We start from the raw sequence: 24,757 nt of genomic DNA, 5'->3' as shown, positions 1-24,757 counted from the left end.
TCTAATTGTTGACCACTCCGAACGAATATATCTCCAGAGGATTAAATGAGGAACATCGCCAAAATGGTTGTAGCGACAAGGCCGATGATGACCGGAATGAGGTTTCGTCTTGCAAGTTCAAATGGGCTAACGCCACAAATGGCGGCGGCGGGTATAAGTGCCCATGGAACGAGCGTCCCTCCGCCAACCCAAATGGCCGCAATTTGCCCGAGTGCAGTCAATGTGGCAATGCCGTGGCCGATTGATGCCGCAAAGAGATGGGCGATGGAACCGGCGAGTGAAATGCCGGAAAACCCCGAGCCATCAAGTCCAGTAATCGCACCGACCGCAGTCAGCGTGACAGAACCAATTTCTGCATTTAATGGAACGACAGAGGCAAGGGCGACACCGAGATCATTGACAATGCCAAGAGAGTGCTCTGGCAGGAAATCTCCGAGAATTTCTTTAAATCCTGAGTCGCCTAGATAGAAAAATGCGGCGATTGGAATAACCGGTCCAAAGATTTTAAATCCAAATTGAAATCCGTCAATGAAATAGGATGTCGTTTCTTCTAAGCCCTTATTTTTGTACGTAATAAGGGCGATAATGATTAAAATAACGATCGATGTTCCGCCAATTAAAGCAGTCGCATCTCCGCCCTGCAAGTTAAATAAGGTCATAGCCACTAAATCGGCCGCAAAAAGAATCGGAATCATTAATGCGAAAAATTTTTTCTGTCCGGTAGATAAGGTGGGAGCTTCCTTTTTCTCTTCTTGTTCCGGGACAATATCTAGCGGGGCATCAATGGTTCCTTTTTTCATATCTCTGCGAAGAAATAAGTAAGCGGCAATAGTTGTAATGATCCCCATTGTGAAAACTAAAGGAACGCTTGCGGAAAGAACATCGCTTACAGGAATGCCCGCAGCTTCAGAGGTTAGTTTTGGAGCGCCTTGAATGACGAAATCACTGGAGAGAGCAATGCCGTGGCCGAATAAATTCATGGCGACGGCAACGCCAATGGCAGGGAGGCCGACTCGTGCAGCGACAGGAAGAAGAACGGCACCCATTAGAGCAACGGCAGGAGATGGCCAGAAAAACCAGGAGATTGTCATCATTAATATCCCAATGACCCAAAAGCCGAGAAAAGGGTTGCGAATCAATTTGGCGAAAGGGCGGATCATGACATCGTTGATCCCTGTAATCGTCAAAATATGGCTCATGGCAACAATGATGGAAATAACAAGAATAGTGCCAAGAAGCTCTTTAATCGCATAAATAAAACTATTGAAAATCCCGATCGTAGCTGAACTTACCGAATGAGTGGCAACAAGACCGAGAAGGAAAATGCCGATGATACATACAAGTGACGTATCCCTTCTAAAGAGCATAAAACCGATGATAAGCCCGATAAACAACAGATAAATCCAGTGCAGGGCAGTTAAATCTACAGCCACATTCAAACCCTCCTCGTATTAGAGTAGTTTCATCCTCTACTATATGAAGGTTGCTATTGGCTGGTCACTTACCCATATCCTCTAGTCTCCCCCCGGGCCTTACTCATTTTTTTTCCGGGAAATGCAAATGATAAACAAAAGGAATTAAAGTTAAATCATTCCATAAAGATGTTGCATATCAATCAAGTGCTACTGCAAGGAGGATCGTGATGGTAAAAAAGGCGATCGGAATGGTTTGTTTCATTTGCGGCGTTTTACTATTAGGATTTGTTGGTTATTTAGGCATCATCATGGCCGGCGATGATGTGATTGATGATAAAGCGCTTGTCCTGAATTCCGCAACGAAACTGGTTGATGAAAATGGAAACATCATTACAAGAGTATATGCGGAAAACCGTGAACCGGTTTCGATTGACGATGTTCCAGATCACGTGAAAAATGCGTTTGTCGCTGTGGAAGATTCGCGCTTTTATAAGCACCATGGCCTAGATACACATGCGATTTTCCGTGCTGTATACAAGGATATACTCTCAGGCGGCAAAGTCGAAGGGGCAAGTACAATTACCCAGCAGCTGGCGAAAAATGTTTTTTTAACGAATGAAAAATCATGGCTTCGAAAAACGAAAGAAGCGATCATCTCCCTTAATTTAGAGCGCAGGTACTCTAAGGACAAGATTCTTGAAATGTATTTAAATCAAATTTACTTCGGACACGGGGCATACGGAATTGAAGCGGCATCAAGGCTTTACTTTAATAAAAAAGTAAGTGATTTAACCCTCGATGAAGGAGCATTATTGGCCGGATTATTAAAGGCTCCGGGAGTGTATTCACCGCTCGAGCATCCTGACCGAAGCAAGAAAAGGAGGAACCTTGTCCTGGATTTAATGGAAGAGCAACATTTCATTCGCCCGGAAGAAGCAGTTCGCGCCCAGGGGAAAACCGTTGCGTTAACCATCCATAAAGAAGAGCGGAATCCGGCCTATTTGACATACGTGGATATGGTATTAACAGAAGCAAAGGAAAAATATCATCTTTCCCGAGAAGAATTAAGGAGGGGCGGATATAAAATTGTCGTTCCATTAAACGTTAAAGCGCAAAATGCAGCTTATAAAACGTTTCAAAAACGATATTACTTTAAAGGCACAGGGAAGGAGCCGCCAGAAGGCGCTTTCGTTCTAATGGATTCAAAAACGGGGGGAATTATAGCAGCTACTGGTGGACGCAACTATTTGACGGAAGGCTTAAATCGAGTATATGTTCCGCGCCAGCCGGGTTCTGCCTTTAAGCCGCTTGCAGTGTATGGCCCTGCCCTCGAGAAGAAAAAATTTTGGCCTTATTCATTATTGAAGGATGAGCCGTTAAATTATGATGGCTACGTGCCGGAAAATACGAATCATGAGTACCGAGGGAAGATTTCAATGTATGAAGCGATCCAGCATTCAACAAACGCCCCTTCTGTCTGGCTCTTAAATAAGATTGGCATACATTATTCAAAAGAATATTTAAATAAACTTGGGATGCCAGTTACTGATCGCGGATTAGGAATCGCGCTCGGGGGGCTAACGAAAGGGGTTTCTCCGCTGCAGATGGTCAAGGCTTACCGGGCATTCTCGCAAAAAGGAAAGATCGTAGAACCCTATGTCATTTCAAAGATTTACGATCATGACGGACAGCTGATCGGACAGGCTGAGCCAATAGAAAAGAAAGTGTTCAGCAAGCAGACCGCGTGGAATATGACACGTATGCTGGAAGCGGCTGTGGAAAAAGGGACGGGGAAATATGGGAAGATTCATACCGCATTGGCAGGGAAAACAGGAACGACAAATATCGACGGTCAAGAGGACGGGAACCGGGATGCCTGGTTTGTCGGATATACTCCAGACATCGTTGGTGCCGTCTGGATTGGCTATGACCGGACAACGAAAGAAAGCTATTTAAATAGTGGCAGCCGTTATCCAACAGAATTGTTTAAGGCGATTATTAACCAGATTCCGTCCGAAAACCATTTAACCTTCCATAAACCAAAAGGGATAAAAGATCTCGAGCCCCCGATTAAAATGATTGATGTCAAAAATGTAGAGGGTCATGTAGGCTTTGGTCCGCTTGGAATGCCGACGGTGAAACTCACCTGGACACCTTCAAAAGATAAAAGGCTCAAATATAAAATCTATGCCGTTCAGAATGGAGCGAGTGAATTCATCGCGACAGTGAGAGGAAAGGGTGAGTATACAACATCGAGCAGATTTCTTTTTTCCCTTCCTGAATTTTATGTTGTTCCTTACAATCCGCTTACTAAAGAAAGGGGCAAACCTTCAAACATTGCGGCGGTCGATATATTTCGGTAAATTAAGCTCAAGGGTTTTCCCTTGAGCTTGTACTCTTTAAAGTCATTACGGGGAGCTTTAACAAATGAATAAATTCCTGAACGTTTCCTTACAAACAAAAATATTAGGCTTAATCATCACATTGCTCTTATTTGTTATTATTCTTCTAACCGGAATATTTGCCTACTTTGAGTCGACCGAGACGAAAGATGAAACGAAAAAACTTGCGCTGCAAACGGCAAAAACGGTATCGCTCATGCCTGCTGTTAAAGAAGAACTTCAATCGAACCCTTCTTCCACAGAAATCCAGACGATCGCCGAACAAATTCGCGAACAGGCCGGAGCGGCATCCGTAATTGTGACAAATCGTGACGGAATTTGCTACTCCTACCCTGATTCCGACCAAATCGGAAAAACAATTCAACACAAAGATGACTTCAAGGCGCTAGTTTTTGGAGGAAATTATGTAACAGAATCAACCGGGGAAATGGGCCCGGCCATTAGAGGAAAAGCCCCGATCATCGTAGACTTTGGTAATTATAAAAAAGTAATGGGTGTTGTTACTGTTGAATTTTTAAAGAAAGATCTTCACAACAATATCGCAAATAAAATTACAAAAATTATTCTTTTTTCCTCGTTTGTTTTAGGTTTAGGCATAATTGGGGGAGTTTATTTAGCCAAAAGCATTCGAAAAGATACGCTGGGACTCGAACCGTACGAAATTGCAGCATTGTTTCGAGAGAGAAGCGCCATTTTGTTATCCATCAGAGAAGGAATCATTTCGATTGATCAAAAAGGCTTGATTACGATGATGAACACTTCAGCAAAAGAAATGCTCGGATTAGAGAAAGATGCCATCAACCAGCCGATTGAAACTGTTTTCCCGCAGTCTACGATGAAGAAAGTGTTAGAAACTGGGGTAATTGAAAAAAATATAGAGATGGAGCTGAAGGATAAAATCGTGATCGTTAACAGTATGCCCATTATCGAAAATGGCCGGATTGTCGGTGTAGTCGCAAGCTTCAGGGATAAAACAGAATTGAAAAAAATGATTGATACCTTGTCCGAAGTAAGGAAGTACTCAGAAGATTTGCGTGCACAAACCCATGAGTTTACAAATAAACTTTACGTTCTCCTGGGCCTTCTTGAATTAGGCCATTATGACGAGGCGATTGAAATGATCAAAACGGAATCTACTATTCACCAAAATCAAAATCGCATCCTATTTGAACAAATTCATGATGCGAAAGTACAGGCGATTCTTTTAGGGAAATTGGGGAAAGCTTCTGAGAAGAAAATCAATTTTACGCTCGACCCTAATAGTTCCATCGAACCGCTGCCTCCGCATATCGGTGTCTCACAGCTTGTTACAATCATAGGCAACCTCATTGATAACGCCTTTGAAGCGGTGGCCAAGCAGGGAAAAAAAGAAGTATTATTTTTTATAACAGATGTCGGAAATGACATTGTCATCGAAGTGGTTGACAATGGACCTGGAATATCAGACGAACAAATCGAAACGATTTTTAAAAAAGGATTTTCAATGAAAGGCCCTAACCGCGGTTATGGATTGTCAAATGTGAAAGAAGCGATTGATGAGCTGGAAGGCACAATTGAAGTGAGCAATCAAAAGGATCATGGCGCCATTTTTACCGTTTTTATACCGAAAAAGATAGGCGAACAACATTAGGGGGGAAAAGTATGTTACGAGTGGCGATTGCTGAAGATGATTTTCGTGTCGCGCAAATTCATGAACAGTATCTTCTAAAAATAAAAGATGTTGAAGTCGTTGGAAAGGCGTTGAATGCAAGCGAAACGATACAACTGCTCGATGCTCATCAAGTAGATTTGCTGCTCCTGGATATTTATATGCCAGATGAACTTGGAACGAATATATTGCCGGAAATTAGAGAGCGGTTCCCGAACGTCGATATTATTATGATTACCGCGGCAACTGAGAAAACGCTTTTAAAAAAAGCGATCCAATATGGGATTTCAAATTATTTAATTAAACCGATAACGATGGATAAGTTTACCGAAACCATCCAACATTACAAAAGAAAAAAAGCATTATTGGAAGACGAAACGCCAATCAACCAGACGTTACTTGACCAATATTTCGGAACGATTAAATTTGCCCCTTCCGACCATAAAGATTTGCCAAAAGGAATTGATTCGTTAACGCTTCAAAAAGTAATCGAAATTATGAAGAAACGAGGAAATGGCATTAGCGCAGAAGAAATGGGGGAACAAATGGGGGCTTCACGGACTACGGCCAGAAGATATTTAGAATATTTAGTTTCGATTGATGAAGCCAGGGCGAAAATCGAATATGGTATCGTTGGGCGCCCCGAACGACAATATTCTTTAAAGCCATCTCGCTAAAGTATCGAGATGGCTTTTTTTCGTGAACAAAATGAACAAAATTACGTTAAAACACTAAATAAAGCTTATTTTGAAAACGGTTACAACAAAAACATGATTCTATATAATTTTGATTAAATATTCGAACTAGTCCTTCAGAACAGAAGTTTCAGCATTTAAATGCAACATCAATGGTAGGGAGCGATAATCATGCTTACATTATTAGGTTTTTTAATGATAGCCGTCTTTATGTTTTTCATTATGACAAAGCGAATGTCAGCTTTAATTGCTTTAGTCGTTATCCCCGTCATCTTTGCTTTAATTGGCGGGTTTGGGCTAAAGATTGGCCCAATGATGCTCGAAGGGATTAAAAGTGTTGCACCGACTGGCGTCATGCTTATGTTTGCGATTTTGTATTTCGGCATTATGATCGATACCGGATTATTCGATCCGCTCATCGGATGGATTTTGAAGCTTGTAAAAGGCGACCCGTTAAAGATTGTCATCGGAACGGCGATACTTGCTATGCTCGTAGCGCTAGATGGAGATGGTACGACGACATACATGATTACCGTCTCTGCCATGCTTCCACTTTATAAACGGCTTGGCATGCGGCCGATTGTTTTAACATGTGTTGCCATGCTGGCTTTAGGGATTATGGATATGACGCCGTGGGGCGGGCCAATGGCACGCGCGGTTAGCGCATTGCATCTGGAAACAGCGGATGTGTTTGTTCCGCTTATTCCTGTTATGGCTGCCGGCGCGCTTTGGATTTTGTTTACGGCTTATGTTCTTGGGAAAAAAGAACGTAAACGTTTGGGCATCGTCCAAATTGAAACAAGTTCTCTCGATCGTCTGGCCGTTCGCGAACAAGCAGCAGCCGTCGAAACGGGCATTCAGCGGCCAAAGCTATTATGGTTTAACCTTCTATTAACCGTTGTGCTACTAGTTGCTCTTATTATGGAGATATTGCCAATTCCAGTTCTTTTCATGATCGGTTTTGCCATCGCGATCATGGTCAATTATCCTAAATTAGAAGAACAAAAAGAACGAATTTCTTCTCATGCGGGCAATGTGCTGGCGGTTGTATCGCTCGTTTTCGCTTCAGGAATCTTTACGGGTATATTAACGGGCACGAAAATGGTCGACCAAATGGCGTCTTCATTAATTTCGATTATTCCGCATTCGTTAGGATCGCATTTTGCGCTCATTACCGCGATTACGAGCTTACCGTTTACGTATTTTATGGCAAATGATCCTTATTATTTCGGGGTCCTTCCGATTATTGCCAAAACAGCAGCGGCATATGGAGTCAGTCCGGTTGAAATCGCCCGCGCGTCCGTATTGGGGATGCCGTTACATGTTATGAGCCCGTTAATGGCAGCAGCCTATTTATTAGTAGGAATGGCCGGGGTTGAATTTGGCGACCAACAAAAAATGGTTTTTAAATGGGCGCTTGGATTATCGCTGGTCATGATTATTGTAGCCCTCTTAACCGGAGTAATTTCTGTATAATAGGAAATAGTATTGAAAAAATCATCTCGGCTTAAGTTGGGATGATTTTTTTCGCTGGACGATTGAGGTGCATAGTTTATGAAAAACATGTTTCAGCTTACAGTATTCATCCCGTGTTTTTTCCTATCTGGATGCCTTTTTCAAAACGCTGAAAAGGATCATCCCATCTCCACTCAAAACCCGATCGAAATCGTCGCACCTGCTCCTGAAGGAGGAGGCTGGGACAAAACCGCGAGGGCTATGCAAAAAGTGTTAAACGGCAACGGAATCATCACTCAGCCAATCAAGGTTGTTAATAAGCTCGGAGGCGGAGGAGAAGTCGGGTGGAAATATTTAAAAAAACATGATGGGCGTGCTCTTGGCATAAATTCAAGTCTGCTAATTACCAATCATTTGTTAGGCCAAAGCAAGCTTACATTTTCGGATTTTACGCCAATCGCGATTTTGGCTACAGAATGGCAAACTGTAGCCGTAGCTAAAAACTCCAATTTAAAGAATGCGGAAGAATTAATGAAAAAACTAAAAAAACGGCCTAATTCGATAAAAATCGGAGTTGCTCCCGGTTTAGGTAATGACGATCAATTAGCTTTCGTCCAGGCAGCAAAGGTGTATCATGTGGATCCTGCAAAACTTAATTTTCGCATTTATGAAAGTGTTGGAGACGTTACCCATGCATTATTAACGAAAAAAATTGATGTCGCGACAATGGCTGTTTCAGAAGCTTCAAGGCCATATCATGACGGAAAAATCAATATTTTAGCCGTGACATCGAGCAAACGGCTAAAAGGGTTAAAAAACGTTCCCACCTGGAAAGAACAGGGGGTAAATATCGTATTCCCTCACTGGCGTGGCGTCATGGGGCCACCGAATATGTCGGAAAAAGAAATTGCGTATTGGAATCAAAAAATCAGAATAATGGTAAACACAAAAGAATGGAAAGCGATTTTAAAAAACAATGACTGGAATGACTTTTATAAAGATAGTGAAGAAGCCAGAGTTTTTTTAGAGGAGCAAAATAATCAATACGAGACGCTCATGAAGAGCGCGGATTAAAAACAGTGGATAGGCTGGGCCTTTATCCACTATTTTTTTTATGCAAATCAAGAAGATGTGTTAGGCAGGTCACATTAAACTCGTCAATTTCATGACATTTAAGTCAATTGGCTATACTTTTAATATGAATTCTTTTACAATACATTATGGAAATAAGTGTTCGATAAATCGAGGTTAAAATAGAGGTTTTTGTTCTCACTCCCACCTCCCATTCTCACCTCAGTAAGCAAGGAAGGTTGTGTTTCATTTGGGATATAATGACGAGTTTTTGAAAGCGTGTCGGAAAGAGAAAAATAGTTTTGTCCCGGTCTGGTACATGAGACAAGCGGGGCGTTCGCAGCCTGAATACCGCAAATTGAAAGAAAAATATTCACTCTTTGACATTACGCATCGTCCTGAACTTTGCGCGCAAGTGACAAAACTACCTGTTGATCAACATGGAGTCGATGCAGCGATTTTATATAAAGACATCATGTCCCCTGTCCACGGAATCGGTGTAGATGTTGAAATTAAAGCGGGAAAAGGCCCGGTCATTGAGAAACCGATCCGGACAAAAGAAGATGTTGAAAAATTAGGAGTTATTCAGCCAGAAAAGGACGTTCCGTATGTGCTCGAGACGATTAAGCTGCTTCGTGAGCAATTAGACGTGCCGCTTATTACATTTGCAGGGGCGCCATTTACACTCGCAAGCTATATGATCGAAGGCGGACCATCGAGAGACTATAATTTTACGAAAGCATTCATGTATGCAGATCCTGATGCATGGTTTCTTTTAATGGACAAATTAGGAGATATGACGATTTCTTATGCGAAAGCACAAATTGCATCCGGCGCGCAGGCGTTTCAAATTTTTGATTCGTGGGTTGGCGCATTGAACCAGGCAGATTATCGGAAGTATATTAAACCGGTCATGCATCGGATTTTCTCAGAATTGCGCAAAACAGGCATTCCATTAATTTTATATGGAACGGGCGCGAGACATCTTATTATGGAATGGAACGATTTGCCGCTTGATGTGATTGGCCTCGATTGGAGAATTTCTCCGAAAGAAGCGCGGAACATGGGCGTTACAAAGGCGCTGCAAGGCAATCTTGACCCTGCTATTCTTCTAGCCCCATGGAATGTTATTGAACAGCGGGCGAAGGAAATACTAGATGAAGGAATGGAAGAGCCGGGCTTTATTTTTAATGTAGGAAAAGGAATTTTCCCGGAAGTCCAAGTCGAAACATTGCAGCGGCTGACGGCCTTCATTCATGATTATTCTGCTAAACGGATGGGGTGAAAGATGATGGCAAAGCGAACAATCGGACTGCTCGTCATGGCTTATGGAACGCCAAGAAGCCTTGATGAGGTGGAAAAATATTATACCCACATTCGCCACGGGAGGAAACCGTCAGAAGAGCAGTTGAAAGATTTAACAGAGCGTTATGAAAAAATCGGCGGGATTTCACCACTGGCAAAAACGACAGAAGCACAAGCTCACAAACTCGAACAAAAACTAAATGAAATGTATGAAGATATCGAGTTTAAAAGCTATTTAGGTTTAAAGCACATTGACCCATTTATTGAAGATGCGGTACAGCAAATGAAAAAAGATGGAATTCGTGAAGCAATTAGCCTTGTCCTGGCGCCGCATTATTCAACATTCAGTGTAAAATCATATAATTCAAGAGCGGTGGAAGAGTCGGGATCAATCGGCGGCCCGAAAATTACAACGATTGACAGCTGGTATGAAGAGCAGAAGTTTATCGACTATTGGGTAAAACAAATCACTCACTTGATGAAAACGATTCCGTCAAGTGAAGAGGAGAAAACGGTCGTTATTTTCTCGGCACATAGTCTTCCAGAACGTATTTTACAAATGGGCGATCCTTACCCGGAGCAGTTGCAAGAAACGGCAAGACTCATTGCGGAAAAAGCCAATATTAAACATTATGCCATCGGCTGGCAAAGCGCGGGGAACACGCCGGAGCCATGGATCGGTCCAGACGTACAAGATTTAACGCGAGACTTGCATAAAGAGCACGGCTATACATCCTACATTTATTGTCCAGTCGGCTTTGTGGCGGAACATTTAGAAGTGTTATATGACAATGATTATGAATGTAAGGTTGTCACGGATGAACTTGGAGCGAACTACTACCGACCGCCGATGCCAAATGCCCAGGATGAATTTATTGATTGCCTTGCAGAGGTTGTAAGCAAAGCGTTAAAGTAATCAGAGCTAGAAAAGGAACATAGAAAGAATGTGAGTGGTATGGCAAGGAAGAAGGAAGTTTTAATAATTGGCGGAGGAATTACGGGGCTGGCTGCCGCCTATTATTTAAAAAAAGAGATAGAGGAAAACGGGTTGCCGTTATCATTTACGCTAATTGAAGGAAGCGAGCGACTTGGCGGGAAGATCGAGACCATTTGCCGCGACGGCTTCGTGATTGAGCGGGGGCCAGACTCCTATTTAAAACGCAAGACGGAAATGACACGGCTTATTGAAAGCGTTGGCCTTAAAGATAAACTGGTATCGAACAATACTGGACAATCCTATGTCCTTGCACGAAACAAATTAAACCCGATTCCTGAAGGCGCGGTGATGGGGATACCGACAAAGCTTACTCCTTTTATTACGACAGGGCTTTTTTCCTTAAAGGGCAAGATGCGAGCATCGCTTGATTTTGTTTTGCCTAAAAGGGAAGATGTGGAAAATGACATCTCAATTGGTCACTTTTTTCGAAGGCGCCTTGGCGGCGAGGTGCTGGAAAACTTAATTGAGCCGCTTCTCTCAGGGATTTACGCCGGGGACATTGACAGGCTCAGCTTACAGTCAACCTTTCCGCAGTTCCATGAAGTAGAGAAACGTTCAAAAAGTCTTATTCTCGGAATGAAGAGAACGTTGCCGACAAATCCGAAGCAACCGGGAGCAAGCAGAAAACCTGGCCAATTTTACACATTAACAACCGGGCTTGAGTCATTGATTGACAAGCTTGAAGAAGCAATTGGCAATGAACGCATTTTGAAAGGGAATAAAGTTACTTCGTTTTCCCGCGAACCCGGTGGCCGGTATCAAGTCGAATTGAAAGACGGAACAAAGAAAATCGGAGATGTTGTATTATTTACCACGCCGTACATGGTAACGCGCAAACTGCTGCCTGAAGATCTCGATATCAAAGATTTTCATGTGACCCCACCGACATCGGTTGCAACGGTTGCCATGGCTTTTGATCAGTCAGCATTAAAAAATGACATAAATGGAACAGGTTTTGTCATCTCGAGAAGAGAAGATTATACGATTACCGCTTGTACTTGGACACACCGAAAATGGCCGCATACGACGCCAAAAGGAAAAGTGTTGCTCCGCTGTTATGTCGGGAGGGCATCGGATCAGGAAATCGTCTTTCGATCAGATGAAGAAATAATGGAAGCCGTTAGTCGGGATTTGCAAAAAATCATGGGAATTACCGCTACACCTGATTTTTACTATGTCTCACGGTGGAAAAAAGCGATGCCGCAATACGAAGTAAATCATCAACAGAAACTAAAAAAATTAATGGAAAAATTAGAGCAGCATTTACCGGGCGTTTATCTCGCCGGAGCCTCTTACGACGGGATCGGCCTTCCGGATTGCATCGTCTCGGCAGAAAAAGCTGTCGGGCAAATTCTTGGAATTTAAGCGATATATCCAATGGGATGTATCGCTTGATTCATGTTGTGATAAAAAAATGCAATATTATGTTGTAAAAAGCTGAAAATGGGTAGTAAAATTATTCAGAATGGTTTACTTGTTGTTCTAAATGGGTAAATCATTACATAAATAGATGAAAAAGGAGGGGTAACTATGTATGATTCGTATTCAACTACGGGGGATGATTTCACTTTATTTGCATTATTAGCTTCTTTCTTCCTGATTTTTCTGGTCATCGGAATCATTATGTACATCTTTTTGGGAATTGGCCTTATGAGAATGGCCAAAAGGGAAGGAATTGAAAACGAATGGTTAGCATGGGTACCAATTGCCCAAATGTATATTTTGGGAAAAATTGTTTCCCATAAACTCGGGCCGAATGGCGGATTTATTTTGCTTGGCGTCAGCATTGGAGCTTTCGTGCTTAGTTTTATACCAATTCTAGGGGCGATCATTGGTTTTGCAATTGGAATTTTCATGTTTTTCGTATATCATTGGACGTACGACAAGTATTCGGATAAAGCCGTTCTCATGACTGTATTTACTGTATTAACGTGCGGGGGTTTAGCGCCTATTTTTATTTTTGCGATTCGCAATAATCATAAAATGAATACAGTTGCTGCATAATAATAAGCGAAAGTCAGGAAAATACCTGACTTTTTTTATTATCATATTGAAACTGAAAGGGTAAAGTGGTATGTTTAAAAATGACCAAATTCAAAATTCGGTCATTGAAAGGAACAGCGACAATGATTGATCGAAGGCAAAACATTATTGAAGCAGCTTCAAAATCGTTCACTTTATTTGGCTATAAAGCAACGACAATGGAACAGGTCGCCAAAATTGCCAACGTTGGAAAAGGAACGATCTATACTTTTTTTGAAACAAAGGAAGAATTGTTTAAAGAAATTGTCAAAGATTTGATTAAACAAATTCGTGAAGTGGCTGTAGCCGCTATTCATGAGGATCGGCCGTTCCACGAAAATCTCCATTCCGCTTTGTACGGAATTCTTGATTTCCGTAAGAACCACCAGCTCGCCATTAAAATTACGCAAGAAGTAAAAGAAATGAACACCCCGGCTGTTCGGGAAGCATCGCAAATGCTGGAATCAGCGGTGCTTAAATTTGTAAAAAAAGAATTGGAAAAGGCCATTGAAAAAGGCGAAATAAAACCGTGCAATACCGAAATTACAGCCTTTTTAATGATCAGGATGTATGTCTCTCTTGTATTTGATTGGGAGAGGGAACATCAACCGCTTTCGAAGGAAGAAATTGCCCACGTGCTGGAAAATGTATTAATTAACGGATTGCGCAATCATTAAATGCTTGAAGTATTCATAAGAACATGGTATGTTCTAGAATGACCAAAAAACTGATTCAGTCATATAGATCTTTTCCGGGGAAGAAAGGTCTATTTTTTCATGATAGGTTGACCAAATGACTAATCTGGTCATTTGTTAGAAGGAAAAAAAGGAAGGTGATTGGAGTCATGTTACTTCATCAGTTAAAAGAGGTTGTTCGGAATAAAAAGCTTTTGATCTCAATTAGTGCTATTTTATTTATTCCGATTCTCTACAGTGGCGTTTATTTATGGGCATTCTGGGATCCATATAAACAAGTTGACCATTTAAAAATCGCGGTCGTTAATGAAGATCACGGAACAGAGTTTAAAGGGAAAAACCTTCATATCGGGAAAGACCTTGTAAAGGAATTAAAAAAGGATCCTAAATTTGATTGGGTGTTTACGAGTAAAAAAGAAGCAGATAAAGGAATAGAGAATAATAAATATTATGCGGAAATTGTTTTACCAGATGACTTTTCGAAAAAAGCGACGACAGTTTTAGACGAACATCCGAAAAAGCTTGAGATAAACTATCGAACCAATTCCAGCTATAACTATTTATCAACGCAAATCAGCGAAAAAGGAATCGGAAAAATACGTGAAAGCCTTTCTCATACGATTACTGAAAAATATTATGCCGTATTAATGGATACATTCGGAGACAACTTAAAGAAAGCGAAAAACGGAGCAACAAAACTTGCCGATGGAGCGGATAAAGCGGCAAATGGAGCAAATGACTTGAAAAACGGCGCAGGGAAACTTGCAGATGGTGCCTCCAATTTACACAAGGGACTTACAAAAGCAGAGAAAGGATCTTCCGACCTGACGAACGGCCTTGAACAATCTTACAATGGAACGCAAAGCTTATATAATGGCTTAAAAGCAAAGACGCCGGAAATTAACAAGTTGTCAGGCGGTGCAACTGAACTGGAGCAAGGAGCGAAAAACCTCGCAGGAGGACTTGGACAATTAACGGACGCCGACAAACAACTGGTAGACGGCCAGCAGAAGCTAAAAGACGGCAACGATGGACTATACGCCGGCATCCAAAAATCAGCAAATGGCATTTATACATTGCAATCGAAAAGCCCTGAATTAGTAGAAGGATCGGCAAAGTTAGATAAAGGCGCTAACGAGATTGCAAGACAGCTCAATGAATTTTCGCCAAAAGTCGATGAAGCATCTAAAGGCGTAGAGGAACTGCAAAAAGTATTGGGGGACTTTGCGAATGACCCGAATACTCCCCCGGAATTGAAAGAAAAATTGAAGTTGTTAAATGGGAAAATTGGAGGGGTAGGTAGTGATCTGCAAAAGTTCAAAGAATTAAACAAAGGGGTTAATGATCTGGCAAGAGGCGCGACAATGCTTCATAACGGTGAAGTTCAATTTAATAAAGGGCTTAACCAGGTAGCCGGTGGCCAGAAAGCATTGCTAGACGGTGCGAAAAAATTAAACGATGGCCAACAAGAAGAGCTGAAGAACATGAAAAAGTTTCACGGGAAGTTAAGTGAAGCCAGCAATGGAGCAAACCAATTAGCTGGAGGTATCGGACAACTAGCAAATGGAACCGGACAAATCGGAAAGAGCTGGTCTGACCTTGTCAACAACGTGTCGAAGCTTAACAACGGACAAAGCCAGCTTCTCGATGGAAGCAAACAATTATCAAAAGGCATTTCAGCGGCCAATGCAGGTTCCGGCGATTTAGCGAGTGGGGCGGCTAAATTAGAAAAAGGAACGATTGACCTTAATTCCGGCCTCGATGAGCTAAAAGACGGAAATCATAACCTTAAAGAGAAGTTAGGAAAAGCCTCGGCGGAAACAAACAAAGCAAAAGATAATAAAGATGAACAGAAAATGTTTTCCGATCCTGTGAAGACGAAAGATATGAGCACAAACAAAGACATGAAATACGGAACCGGATTTGCCCCGTATTTTATATCAATCGGTTTATTTGTCGGAGCATTAACTTTGACGATTATTTTCCCAATGACAGAACCTGCAAGAGAGCCAAAAAATGCATTCGGCTGGTTTATAAGCAAGTATGGATTTATGGCGATCGCCGGCATCATTCAGTCATTGATTGCGGATTGCATACTAATGTATGGATTAGGACTTCATGTTGAAAGTGTTCCGAGATTTATTCTATTTACCATTATTACGAGCTTAACCTTTATGGCGATCATCCAATTTCTTGTCACAACGATGGGGAATCCAGGAAGATTTATCGGTATCGTCCTATTGATTTTGCAATTAACCTCAAGTGCAGGAACGTATCCGCTTGAACTAGTGCCATCCGTCTTGCAAAAACTGCATAGCTTCTTGCCGATGAGCTACTCGATTGCGGGATTCAGGGCGGTCATTTCAGCAGGGGATTATAGTCTCATGTGGCAAAATGTTATTTCTTTATTGGCCTTTATGGTTCCAGCATTGTTATTGACTTATATCTTCTATGTAGTTAAGATGAAGAAATATCGCATAGATAAACAAGAAAACATCGCTGAAAGCATGTAAGTAAAGGCACTCTCTTTGTAAAGGGAGTGCCTTTTCTAATGATTCTTAAATGATATGGATACCGGAATCGGCTGTTCGCCGATTCTAAACCATCCAACCTGGTTCTTATAGAACTTTACTGAGGAATAATTTCGTACGTTCGTGCTGTGGATTGCCAAAAAGTTCAGAAGGCTTGTTTTCTTCTACAATATAGCCGCCATCCATAAAGAAAACACGGTCTCCAACTTCTCTGGCGAATCCCATTTCGTGTGTGACGACGACCATCGTCATTCCTTCCTTCGCCAATTGCTTCATGACTTCAAGCACTTCTCCGACCATTTCCGGATCAAGGGCGGAAGTGGGCTCATCGAACAATAAAATTTTCGGGTCCATTGCCAGTGCCCGGGCGATGGCGACACGCTGCTTTTGTCCGCCGGAAAGCTGTCCGGGGTAGCTGTCGGCTTTATCGCGAAGCCCAACTTTCGCAAGAAGATTAAGCCCTTTTTCTTTTGCAGCAACTTTGTCCATTTTTTTTACTTTGATCGGGGCAAGAGTGACATTTTCCAACACTGTTTTATGAGGAAACAAGTTAAACTGCTGGAAGACCATCCCGACATCTTCCCGCACTTTATTAATATTCACTTTCGAATCGGTAAGGTCGAAGCCGTTGACGACAACTTTCCCGCCTGTAATGTCTTCCAATTTATTTAAACAGCGGAGGAATGTGCTTTTCCCTGAGCCTGACGGGCCGATCACACAAACTACTTCCTGTTCTTTAATGACGGCATTGATGTCTTTTAACACTTCAAGATCGCCGAATGACTTTTTTAAATTGCGAACTTCAATCATACGTTATGGAAAACTCCCTTCTTTATTGAAGTGGATGGTTATTCTATTAATTATACCCTTCCTCTAAATAGAAAGCGACAACTTAACCTGGCTAAATCGTGGAATGGCCGTCAAGAATAGAGAATGGGTCTTATACTAGTCAATGGGAGTGAATGAAATGAAGCTTACGGTTCTTGGCTTTTGGGGAGGCTATCCGGCAGCAGGTAGCGCGACTTCCGGTTATCTTCTGCAAAAAGAAGGATTTAACTTGCTGATCGATTGTGGAAGCGGCGTGCTGGCACAATTGCAGCATTTCATTAAGGTGGAAGAATTGAATGCCGTCATCCTTTCTCATTACCATCATGATCATGTCGCTGATATTGGAGTGCTCCAGTACGGAAGACTCATTCAATCATACTTGCAAAAAGGCTTGCCGCCGCTTCCGATTTATGGGCATCGGCAGGATGAAAAAGGATTTGCGTCCTTAACATATAAAAATCTGACGACGGGAATGGAGTATAACCCTCTCATGCCGCTTGAAATCGGCCCATTCACGATTTCATTTTTAGAAACGAAGCATCCGGCCGTTTGTTACGCCATGCGGGTGACTGATGGTGAAAAAATGGTTGTGTATACAGCGGATTCCTCCTTTCAAGAAGTATTCATCCCATTTAGTAAGAATGCGGACTTGCTCATTTGTGAATGTAATTTGTATAAACATCAGGATGGAAGCGCACAGGGGCATATGAATTCTCATGATGCCGCAAAAATAGCCAATGGAGCGGATGTGCAACAGCTGCTTTTAACCCATCTTCCGCATTTTGGCGAGTGCGAACAGCTTGCGAGAGAAGCAAAAGAATTGTATAACGGAATTATAGAGCTTGCTCGCACCGGCTGGACATGGGAGAGCTAAACTAACGGTTAAAGGAGAAAAAGGCATGCTTTTTATTGATAATCAAAACATTACCGACCCGCGAACAAACCTTGCCATCGAAGAATACGCTCTTAAACATCTGGACATCAATCAAACGTATTTGTTGTTTTACATTAATGAACCTTCCATTATTATTGGCAAAAATCAAAATACCGTTGAAGAGATTAATGCCGAATATGTAAAAGAAAACAATATCCATGTTGTCCGCCGTTTATCGGGAGGCGGGGCCGTATATCATGACAAAGGCAATTTAAATTTTAGCTTTATTACAAAGGATGACGGGAATTCGTTTCATGATTTTAAAAAATTTACCGATCCTGTAGTAAAAGCATTGAAAAAGCTTGGGGTCAACGCGGAACTGAGCGGCAGGAATGATATTTTAGTGGACGGAAAGAAAATCTCGGGAAATGCCCAGTTTTCAACAAAAGGACGAATGTTCAGCCACGGAACCCTCATGTTTGACTCGGAAATCGACCATGTTGTATCAGCGCTAAATGTCAAAATGGACAAGATCCAGTCAAAAGGAATTAAATCCATTAGAAGCCGTGTCACCAATATTCGCGAACACCTGCCAAAGGACATATCGATGGAAGAATTCAAGCAAACCCTTTTACAATATCTTTTCGAAGGTTTTGTTGAAATTCCACAATATGTATTAACGGATGACGATTGGGGAAAAATTAACGAAATTTCGGAAAACAGGTACCGCAATTGGGAGTGGAATTACGGGAAGTCACCAAAGTTCAATGTCGAACTATCCAATCGTTTTGCCGCAGGTTCAATCGATATTCGTTTGCAAATTGAAAAAGGAATTATACAAGAATGTAAGATTTATGGAGACTTTTTTGGCGTCGGTGATGTAAGTGATATTGAAGAGCGTCTCGTCGGTACGCGCTATGACCGGACTGAATTGGAACAAGCATTAAGCGACATTGATTTAAAATTTTATTTTGGCAATGTGTCACGTCAGGAACTGTTGGACTTGCTTTATTAAAAAGTAAGTCCAAACACTTTTATAAAGGAAATGGAAGGATAGTTATAGAAATATACAATTACTATTCTCATCTTTCTTTAGGAGATTATTATGAATGGTTTTTTTCATTTAGGATTATCTATTATACTTTTGTTTATTATCGGAATGGTCATTTTCTACGGACGTAAAGAAGAGGTATTCCTGAAAAAGAAACAATTATTTCGAAGGATCTGGTATTTGTTTTTAATCATTGCATTCATTTGTTATTTTATGGTCAACGGCCTGGATTTGAAATCGTGGCGAGACATGTTGATCATTGTTTCCATGTTTATTTTTGTTGATATCGCCATTTTTCTAACACCATCCATTTCTAAAATTTGGGGTGCGGAATTGATTTTAGATGAGGTTGTGAAGACAAGTAAGGAACTTGAGGAAAAAGTAACTTCAACGAACGCTAAGATCGATTTATTTTCCGATATTTTAGGAAGGATCAATACAGACGATTTAAAGAGCATTGCATGGAAGACGGAAGATGACTACATCGATGATTTGCAATCCTTTTTGCAAGTCTATTCCAATCAGTGCTTTCAGGAAGTGTATGTGATCAACTACCAAAATAAAGTAGAGGTAGTTCAAAGCACAAGAATACTTGGCTTCCATTTGGAGAACGCTCATCTCGAAAGTTTAGAAGAGACCGGAATTATTCAATTAGATGACCAAATTGCCATTATGCTGATAAAAATCGTATATCCGGTCATTATTATCGCTAAAGCACAGCAGAAATCGATTCAAGATGTAGACTTTGTCAATTTGATTAATATGGCAACCATTCACAGCTGGCATAAAGCATGTTAAAATAGAAGCATAAGGATGTGATCAAGGATGAGTGTAAATGCGCAGAAGATCCCTGATGACCGGAAGAAAAAGGTATCCCTGTTAAGCGAGAATCCGAATCGCGTAAAAATTCCAATAGACTTAGCAACGAAACATATTATTGAAAAAAATAAAAATGCCCTGCAAAAGCTAAAGAATTTTATTTAAATTCGTGTTCAAAAAGGAGGACAAACAGGGCCAAGAAGTTCAAGGAAGCGTAGACTCCGAGTACCGGAGCGACGAGCAATGCAACCAGATTCACTGCGAGTTGCACCGAGGAAGCAAACTTCGGAGCAATGCTAGTAGACACAGGTGCATATATTCTTTAATACGTGAGGAACGAAGGAGCAAGCTGACGCGGAAATTCGCAGGCAATGTTTCCCGGACTTTTTGAACATCTTCTAAAGACATGGTGACCCATGTCTTTTTTTTGTGTGCATTGTGGTGAAACAGCATATACTAAAAATAACTAATTACCGATTAAGGGGCATAATGAATGAAGGAAAAAAGGAAAGTTCAGCTGCTTCAAGAAGCTCCATTCCCCCGGCCTAAAGTCGATTTTGATAAGGGGGAATTAATGAAAATGTGTAAGAAGATACAAAAATTGATCCGAAAACTATCCTGAAAAAATAAATGAAAAGGGATCACTTCAAAAAAGAAGAGACCCTTTTTCATTTTTTTATGAACTTCAACAATTGACAGAAAAATAGATAAACGATACACTTGAACTAGAAGTATTACAAAATAGTGTGTAAACGGATTAAAAACGTTATATTGTTTAAAACGAATTGTAAGGGCTTACATTTTGGGTGAGAGGTGAAGAAAGTGATTTTTAATCCGGAAATGGAATGTATGGATGCGGATAAGAAGGAAGAATTGCAGCTTGAGCGACTGAAACAAACGGTCCGAAATGTTTACGAGCGAGTTCCTTTTTATCGCCAAAAATTCGATGAATCGGGAATTAAACCTGAAGACATAACTTCTCTTAAAGATCTTGAAAGGCTCCCGTTTACAAAGAAACAAGATCTACGCGATCATTATCCGTTTGGCCTGTTTGCCGCAAGCAAAAAAGAAATCGTTCGCATTCATGCGTCTTCGGGGACAAGCGGAAAACCGACCGTCGTTGGTTATACGGCAAAAGACATTGACAATTGGGCTGAAATGGTCGCCCGCTCGATTGCGATCGCTGGAGGTGAGCCAGGGAATGTGTTGCATAATGCGTACGGGTATGGCCTTTTTACAGGTGGACTCGGCCTTCATTACGGTTCAGAAAAGCTAGGGATGGCGACCGTTCCTGTCTCTGGGGGAAACACGGAACGGCAAATTCTCTTGATTGAAGATTTTAAGCCGCAAGTCATTTGCGGAACGCCTTCTTATATTTTAACCCTTGCTGAAAAGATGGAGGAAATGGGCAAGAATCCGAGGGAAACATCTCTTCAATACGGAATTTTCGGAGCTGAATCGTGGTCGGAGGAAATGCGGGCGACGTTAGAAGAGAAATTGGGCATTAAAGCGCAGGATATTTACGGGCTTAGTGAAGTCATGGGGCCAGGAGTAGCGATGGAATGCCATGAAGCTCAAGATGGACTGCACGTAATGGACGATCATTTCATTGTCGAAGTGATTAACCCTGATACACTGGAGCCAGTTCCCGACGGTGTAGAAGGCGAACTTGTTTTCACAAGTTTAACGAAAGAAGCATTTCCGGTCATTCGCTATCGAACCGGAGATATTGCTTCTATTAAAAAAGAGCCGTGCATCTGCGGGCGGACCTCTGTCAGAATGTCGAGAATCAAGGGCAGGATTGACGACATGCTTATTATCCGGGGCGTTAACGTGTTCCCATCACAAGTGGAAAACTGTTTACTGCAAGTAAAGGATATTGTTCCTCATTATCAGCTTCACCTCATTCAAAAAGGGCTAAAAGAAAAAGTGGAGCTTCATGTGGAAGTGACCGAAGAATTTTTCGGAAACGTTTGCCAGGACATGGAGCATGAACTTGTTCACGAGCTTAAGGAAAAAGTTAAGCATAAAGTGAAAAACAACTGCCTTGTTACATTAAATGTTGTTGTCCTGCCGCCAAAGTCCATTCCGCGTTCTGAAGGAAAAGCCGTACGGGTGGTCAAGCATTTAATTGAAGAGTTAAGCATATAATAGATTGCCAAAATATATAACGTTATTTTATAATGACGGTAATAAAACGTCATACAATTGGAGGGGAGTATAGTGCAAGCAGGTGTACAGTTTGATCAGTTGACGGAAGAGGAAAAGCACCAGCACTTTATGGATCGAATCAATAGGGGAGAAAAGATCGAAGCGGATGATTGGATGCCGGAGGATTACCGGATGTCGTTAATTCGATTAATTGCCATGCATGGTATTTCTGAAATTATGGGAGCGCTTCCAGAGAAAGAATGGGTGCCAAAAGCCCCTTCGCTTCACCGGAAGTTAGCGATCATGGCAAAAGTGCAGGATGAAATGGGACACGGCCAATTGCTTCTTCGCGTAGCCGAAGACTTAATGGCGCCGCTAGGGAAAAACCGTGAAGATATTATGCAAGATTTATTTGCGAAAAGGTTGAAGTTTCATAATGTCTTTCATATGGAAGCTCCGACGTGGGGAGATGCGGGAATGATTGCCTGGCTCGTTGATGGGGCAGCGATCATTTCACAAAGCATGATGCTCGATTCTTCATATGGCCCATATGCAAGAGCGTTGAAACGGATTTGTGCCGAGGAAGTATTCCACGCCCAGCACGGGGAAAGCATCATTCTCGCTCTGGCTGAAGGAACACCCGAACAGCGGAAACTTTTGCAAGATGCGCTTAACCGCTGGTGGCCATCGCTCATTATGTTCTTCGGTCCGAAATCAGCGAAAGAAACAGGCAACTCTCATGCCGATAAAAACATCATGTATAAAATTCGTACGAAAACAAACGAGGAATTGCGTCAGGAGTTTTTTACAAAATATGTGCCAAGAATCTGGGCATTAGGATTAACGATCCCTGATGAAACCATTCACTTTGATGAAGAACAGCAGTTGTGGATTTATAAAGATGTTGATTGGAACGAATTTAAGCAAATTGTCTCGGGCAACGGGCCGCGTTCAGCGAATCGCCTCGATTTACGGAAACGTTCTTATGATAATAACGCCTGGGTCAGAGAAGCGCTTGCTGCTAAAAAAGCAATCTAGTTTTGGGAGAGGAGGGGGACCCCTATGAGTGAAGAGAAAAATGACTTTTACAACATTTATGAAGTGTTCAGCAAGAAAACAGATAAATCTCCATTTCAGCATCAATTTAGCCTGCTGGCACCCAATGAAGATATGGCATTAATTATGGCGAAAGAAAATTTTTTCAGGCGTGAAGCTGTCAGCGATATCTGGGTAGTTAAACGGGATCATATCCGCGGGCTATCGCAAAGCGAAAAAGAGATGCTGAAACGGTTGGATAAAGATTACCGGGAAACAAAAGGATACGGTTATTTAAAGAAAAAGTGGCGCGAGTACAATCAGGAACAATTTACGGAAAAACACATCATGGGTGGAAGGGGAGACAGCTGATGAACAAAGAAACGATGAAACCCGAAGAGCGCCAGGCACTTGTTGAGCTATTATACCAGCTGGCTGATGATGATTTCATTCTTAGCTTTAGAGGATCGGAATGGCTTGGTCTTGCGCCGCACATTGAAGAAGATGTAGCCTTTTCTTCGATTAACCAGGACATGATGGGGCATGCTTCGATGTATTTCCGCCTGCTTGAGGAGCTGGGGGAAGGCGACAGTGACAGCATCGCCCATTTAAGAAAGCCAGAACAGTTCCGCAATGCGATTATTCTTGAAGAAGTGAACGGTCCTGGAACGTATTTGGAGAAGCCGGATTACGATTGGGCGTTTGCTGTTGTGCGTAATTACTTTTATGCGGTAGCCAAGCAAATCCGCCTTGAGTCGCTCCGGATTTGTTCCTATGAACCGCTTCGGGAGGCGGCAAAAAAGATTTTGATGGAACAATATTATCATCTAATGCATTGGGAGCTATGGTTTAAGCAGCTTGTTACAAGCACGGATGAAGCGAAAAAACGGATGACAGATGCCATCCAAAAGGTATGGAAAGACTTCGGTGGCGTATTGACCCTTGGCCCGTACTACGCTGATATCGTGAAAGCCAATTTAATCGAAGACGAAGCGCTTTTAAAGAAACGGTGGATGAATAAGATGGAAGCTGTTTTTAAAGAAGTCGGGCTGGACTTCCCGGGTGCTCCCCGAATGGAGAGAGGAAATGGGAGAAAGGGAGAACATACTTCAGATCTAGAAGGAGCTTTATCCACATTGTCTGAAGTGTATAGGGCGAATCCGGCTGCCGGCTGGTGAGTTGACGATCGTATCTAGATGGAAAGGAGACAACAAAGATGGCAACAATGACTCTTCAAGAGAAGATCCTGTTCAAGCTTCAGGATGTGAAGGATCCTGAAATTGCCTCCATTAGTATAGTAGATCTAGGAATGGTGCACGAAGTGAAGGTGGATGGCAGCCGGGTAACGGTCAGCGTGTTGCCTACTTTTGTTGGTTGTCCTGCTCTTCACATCATCGAAAGGGATATTGAAAACGCGATCATATCTATTGATGAAGTCGAGGACGTGAAAGTTGATTTTGTCTACACGCCGCAATGGACATCGGATCGCATTTCGCCTGAAGGAAGAGAACGGTTGAAGGAGTTTGGAATTGCTCCGCCGCCGCTTGACCATGTCATGGGAGAGCCATGGAGCATTGAATGCCCGTATTGCGGATCGCCATATGTGACGATGGAAAACATCTTTGGCCCAACCGCCTGCCGGTGCATTTTATATTGCAAGTCTTGTAAAAATCCGTTTGAAGCGATGAAGCCTGTCCTTAATTTGGATTAAAGACAAAAGAATTTGTTTTTGAATAGATTATTCATTTGAAAGGATGATAGAT

Annotated in this window: 22 protein-coding genes; 20 read left to right on the top strand and 2 right to left on the bottom strand. The window is 42.0% G+C overall.

Annotated elements, in window-relative coordinates; all coding sequences use genetic code 11:
- Positions 1-41 precede the first annotated feature (41 nt).
- Complete coding sequence (locus tag WD019_RS13150) at positions 42-1,433, bottom strand: hypothetical protein (protein WP_425711780.1); 1,392 nt, start codon at positions 1,431-1,433, stop codon at positions 42-44.
- Positions 1,434-1,642: 209 nt separating this feature from the next.
- Here WD019_RS13150 and WD019_RS13145 point away from each other — a divergent pair, with 209 nt between their 5' ends.
- The 11 genes from WD019_RS13145 (at position 1,643) to WD019_RS13095 (ending at position 16,218) form a co-directional block, all read left to right on the top strand.
- Positions 1,643-3,778, top strand: coding sequence for a transglycosylase domain-containing protein (locus WD019_RS13145; RefSeq protein WP_425711779.1), 2,136 nt, complete (start codon positions 1,643-1,645; stop codon positions 3,776-3,778).
- 64 nt (positions 3,779-3,842) lie between these two features.
- Positions 3,843-5,447: an ATP-binding protein gene (locus WD019_RS13140; protein ID WP_026677133.1), complete on the top strand. Its 1,605-nt coding sequence runs from the start codon at positions 3,843-3,845 to the stop codon at positions 5,445-5,447.
- 11 nt (positions 5,448-5,458) lie between these two features.
- A complete protein-coding gene (locus WD019_RS13135; protein ID WP_026677132.1) occupies positions 5,459-6,142 on the top strand; it encodes a response regulator in 684 nt (227 codons plus the stop codon).
- Positions 6,143-6,331: 189 nt separating this feature from the next.
- Positions 6,332-7,636 carry a CitMHS family transporter gene (locus WD019_RS13130; protein ID WP_425711778.1) on the top strand — a complete coding sequence of 435 codons (1,305 nt, stop codon included), beginning with the start codon at positions 6,332-6,334 and terminating at the stop codon, positions 7,634-7,636.
- 78 nt (positions 7,637-7,714) lie between these two features.
- Positions 7,715-8,689, top strand: coding sequence for a tripartite tricarboxylate transporter substrate binding protein (locus tag WD019_RS13125; RefSeq protein ID WP_026677130.1), 975 nt, complete (start codon positions 7,715-7,717; stop codon positions 8,687-8,689).
- 247 nt (positions 8,690-8,936) lie between these two features.
- Complete coding sequence (gene hemE / locus WD019_RS13120; protein WP_026677129.1) at positions 8,937-9,971, top strand: uroporphyrinogen decarboxylase; 1,035 nt, start codon at positions 8,937-8,939, stop codon at positions 9,969-9,971.
- 6 nt (positions 9,972-9,977) lie between these two features.
- A complete protein-coding gene (gene hemH / locus WD019_RS13115; protein WP_425711790.1) occupies positions 9,978-10,907 on the top strand; it encodes a ferrochelatase in 930 nt (309 codons plus the stop codon).
- Between the two features lie 39 nt (positions 10,908-10,946).
- A complete protein-coding gene (gene hemY / locus WD019_RS13110; RefSeq protein ID WP_425711777.1) occupies positions 10,947-12,353 on the top strand; it encodes a protoporphyrinogen oxidase in 1,407 nt (468 codons plus the stop codon).
- 165 nt (positions 12,354-12,518) lie between these two features.
- The gene (locus tag WD019_RS13105; protein ID WP_026677126.1) at positions 12,519-12,992 is read left to right on the top strand and encodes a hypothetical protein; all 474 of its coding nucleotides are present in this window, start codon (positions 12,519-12,521) and stop codon (positions 12,990-12,992) included.
- A 122-nt stretch (positions 12,993-13,114) separates the two neighbouring features.
- Positions 13,115-13,687: a TetR/AcrR family transcriptional regulator gene (locus WD019_RS13100; protein WP_035350415.1), complete on the top strand. Its 573-nt coding sequence runs from the start codon at positions 13,115-13,117 to the stop codon at positions 13,685-13,687.
- A gap of 167 nt (positions 13,688-13,854) precedes the next feature.
- Positions 13,855-16,218: a YhgE/Pip family protein gene (locus WD019_RS13095; protein ID WP_425711776.1), complete on the top strand. Its 2,364-nt coding sequence runs from the start codon at positions 13,855-13,857 to the stop codon at positions 16,216-16,218.
- Positions 16,219-16,323: 105 nt separating this feature from the next.
- On the opposite strand, the gene WD019_RS13090 is transcribed toward WD019_RS13095, so the two are convergent.
- Positions 16,324-17,046, bottom strand: a complete 723-nt coding sequence (locus WD019_RS13090) for an amino acid ABC transporter ATP-binding protein (RefSeq protein ID WP_425711775.1) — start codon at positions 17,044-17,046, stop codon at positions 16,324-16,326.
- Between the two features lie 157 nt (positions 17,047-17,203).
- Between WD019_RS13090 and WD019_RS13085 the strand changes: the two genes are divergently transcribed.
- The 9 genes from WD019_RS13085 (at position 17,204) to paaD (ending at position 24,705) form a co-directional block, all read left to right on the top strand.
- Positions 17,204-17,938: an MBL fold metallo-hydrolase gene (locus WD019_RS13085; protein WP_425711774.1), complete on the top strand. Its 735-nt coding sequence runs from the start codon at positions 17,204-17,206 to the stop codon at positions 17,936-17,938.
- 25 nt (positions 17,939-17,963) lie between these two features.
- Entirely contained in the window at positions 17,964-18,953 is a 990-nt protein-coding gene (locus tag WD019_RS13080) for a lipoate--protein ligase (RefSeq protein ID WP_425711773.1), read from the top strand.
- 90 nt (positions 18,954-19,043) lie between these two features.
- On the top strand, positions 19,044-19,787 hold the full coding sequence (locus tag WD019_RS13075; protein ID WP_425711772.1) for a type II toxin-antitoxin system SpoIISA family toxin: 744 nt from the start codon (positions 19,044-19,046) through the stop codon (positions 19,785-19,787).
- Between the two features lie 27 nt (positions 19,788-19,814).
- Complete coding sequence (locus WD019_RS13070; protein WP_154657926.1) at positions 19,815-19,973, top strand: hypothetical protein; 159 nt, start codon at positions 19,815-19,817, stop codon at positions 19,971-19,973.
- Between the two features lie 675 nt (positions 19,974-20,648).
- On the top strand, positions 20,649-21,959 hold the full coding sequence (locus WD019_RS13065) for a phenylacetate--CoA ligase family protein (RefSeq protein ID WP_425711789.1): 1,311 nt from the start codon (positions 20,649-20,651) through the stop codon (positions 21,957-21,959).
- Between the two features lie 129 nt (positions 21,960-22,088).
- Positions 22,089-22,997, top strand: a complete 909-nt coding sequence (gene paaA, locus WD019_RS13060) for a 1,2-phenylacetyl-CoA epoxidase subunit PaaA (RefSeq protein ID WP_051291394.1) — start codon at positions 22,089-22,091, stop codon at positions 22,995-22,997.
- Between the two features lie 24 nt (positions 22,998-23,021).
- Positions 23,022-23,366, top strand: a complete 345-nt coding sequence (paaB, locus tag WD019_RS13055; protein ID WP_026677118.1) for a 1,2-phenylacetyl-CoA epoxidase subunit PaaB — start codon at positions 23,022-23,024, stop codon at positions 23,364-23,366.
- Positions 23,366-24,172: a 1,2-phenylacetyl-CoA epoxidase subunit PaaC gene (paaC, locus tag WD019_RS13050; RefSeq protein ID WP_026677117.1), complete on the top strand. Its 807-nt coding sequence runs from the start codon at positions 23,366-23,368 to the stop codon at positions 24,170-24,172. Before paaB ends, paaC begins: the two co-directional genes overlap by 1 nt.
- A 38-nt stretch (positions 24,173-24,210) precedes the next feature.
- Entirely contained in the window at positions 24,211-24,705 is a 495-nt protein-coding gene (paaD, locus tag WD019_RS13045) for a 1,2-phenylacetyl-CoA epoxidase subunit PaaD (protein WP_026677116.1), read from the top strand.
- The last annotated feature ends 52 nt before the right edge of the window (positions 24,706-24,757 follow it).

The organism is Fictibacillus sp. Mic-4 (genome assembly GCF_049843615.1).
GTDB classification, from domain to species: Bacteria; Bacillota; Bacilli; order Bacillales; family Fictibacillaceae; genus Fictibacillus_A; species Fictibacillus_A gelatini.
The sequence above is the reverse complement of the archived record's forward strand: the minus strand, read 5'-3'. Positions and strand labels throughout refer to the sequence as shown.

What these genes read in the sequence shown, in the direction of transcription:
- WD019_RS13145 (WP_425711779.1), top strand. Translation starts at nt 1,643, where the DNA reads ATGGTAAAAAAGGCGATCGGAATGGTTTGTTTCATTTGCGGCGTTTTA.
- paaA (WP_051291394.1), top strand. Translation starts at nt 22,089, where the DNA reads ATGGATCGAATCAATAGGGGAGAAAAGATCGAAGCGGATGATTGGATG.
- WD019_RS13090 (WP_425711775.1), bottom strand. Translation starts at nt 17,046, where the DNA reads ATGATTGAAGTTCGCAATTTAAAAAAGTCATTCGGCGATCTTGAAGTG.
- WD019_RS13105 (WP_026677126.1), top strand. Translation starts at nt 12,519, where the DNA reads ATGTATGATTCGTATTCAACTACGGGGGATGATTTCACTTTATTTGCA.
- hemH (WP_425711790.1), top strand. Translation starts at nt 9,978, where the DNA reads ATGGCAAAGCGAACAATCGGACTGCTCGTCATGGCTTATGGAACGCCA.
- WD019_RS13075 (WP_425711772.1), top strand. Translation starts at nt 19,044, where the DNA reads ATGAATGGTTTTTTTCATTTAGGATTATCTATTATACTTTTGTTTATT.
- WD019_RS13085 (WP_425711774.1), top strand. Translation starts at nt 17,204, where the DNA reads ATGAAGCTTACGGTTCTTGGCTTTTGGGGAGGCTATCCGGCAGCAGGT.
- WD019_RS13065 (WP_425711789.1), top strand. Translation starts at nt 20,649, where the DNA reads ATGGAATGTATGGATGCGGATAAGAAGGAAGAATTGCAGCTTGAGCGA.
- WD019_RS13130 (WP_425711778.1), top strand. Translation starts at nt 6,332, where the DNA reads ATGCTTACATTATTAGGTTTTTTAATGATAGCCGTCTTTATGTTTTTC.
- WD019_RS13080 (WP_425711773.1), top strand. Translation starts at nt 17,964, where the DNA reads ATGCTTTTTATTGATAATCAAAACATTACCGACCCGCGAACAAACCTT.
- WD019_RS13070 (WP_154657926.1), top strand. Translation starts at nt 19,815, where the DNA reads ATGAGTGTAAATGCGCAGAAGATCCCTGATGACCGGAAGAAAAAGGTA.
- paaB (WP_026677118.1), top strand. Translation starts at nt 23,022, where the DNA reads ATGAGTGAAGAGAAAAATGACTTTTACAACATTTATGAAGTGTTCAGC.
- paaC (WP_026677117.1), top strand. Translation starts at nt 23,366, where the DNA reads ATGAACAAAGAAACGATGAAACCCGAAGAGCGCCAGGCACTTGTTGAG.
- WD019_RS13125 (WP_026677130.1), top strand. Translation starts at nt 7,715, where the DNA reads ATGAAAAACATGTTTCAGCTTACAGTATTCATCCCGTGTTTTTTCCTA.
- paaD (WP_026677116.1), top strand. Translation starts at nt 24,211, where the DNA reads ATGGCAACAATGACTCTTCAAGAGAAGATCCTGTTCAAGCTTCAGGAT.
- WD019_RS13135 (WP_026677132.1), top strand. Translation starts at nt 5,459, where the DNA reads ATGTTACGAGTGGCGATTGCTGAAGATGATTTTCGTGTCGCGCAAATT.
- hemY (WP_425711777.1), top strand. Translation starts at nt 10,947, where the DNA reads ATGGCAAGGAAGAAGGAAGTTTTAATAATTGGCGGAGGAATTACGGGG.
- WD019_RS13095 (WP_425711776.1), top strand. Translation starts at nt 13,855, where the DNA reads ATGTTACTTCATCAGTTAAAAGAGGTTGTTCGGAATAAAAAGCTTTTG.
- WD019_RS13100 (WP_035350415.1), top strand. Translation starts at nt 13,115, where the DNA reads ATGATTGATCGAAGGCAAAACATTATTGAAGCAGCTTCAAAATCGTTC.
- WD019_RS13140 (WP_026677133.1), top strand. Translation starts at nt 3,843, where the DNA reads ATGAATAAATTCCTGAACGTTTCCTTACAAACAAAAATATTAGGCTTA.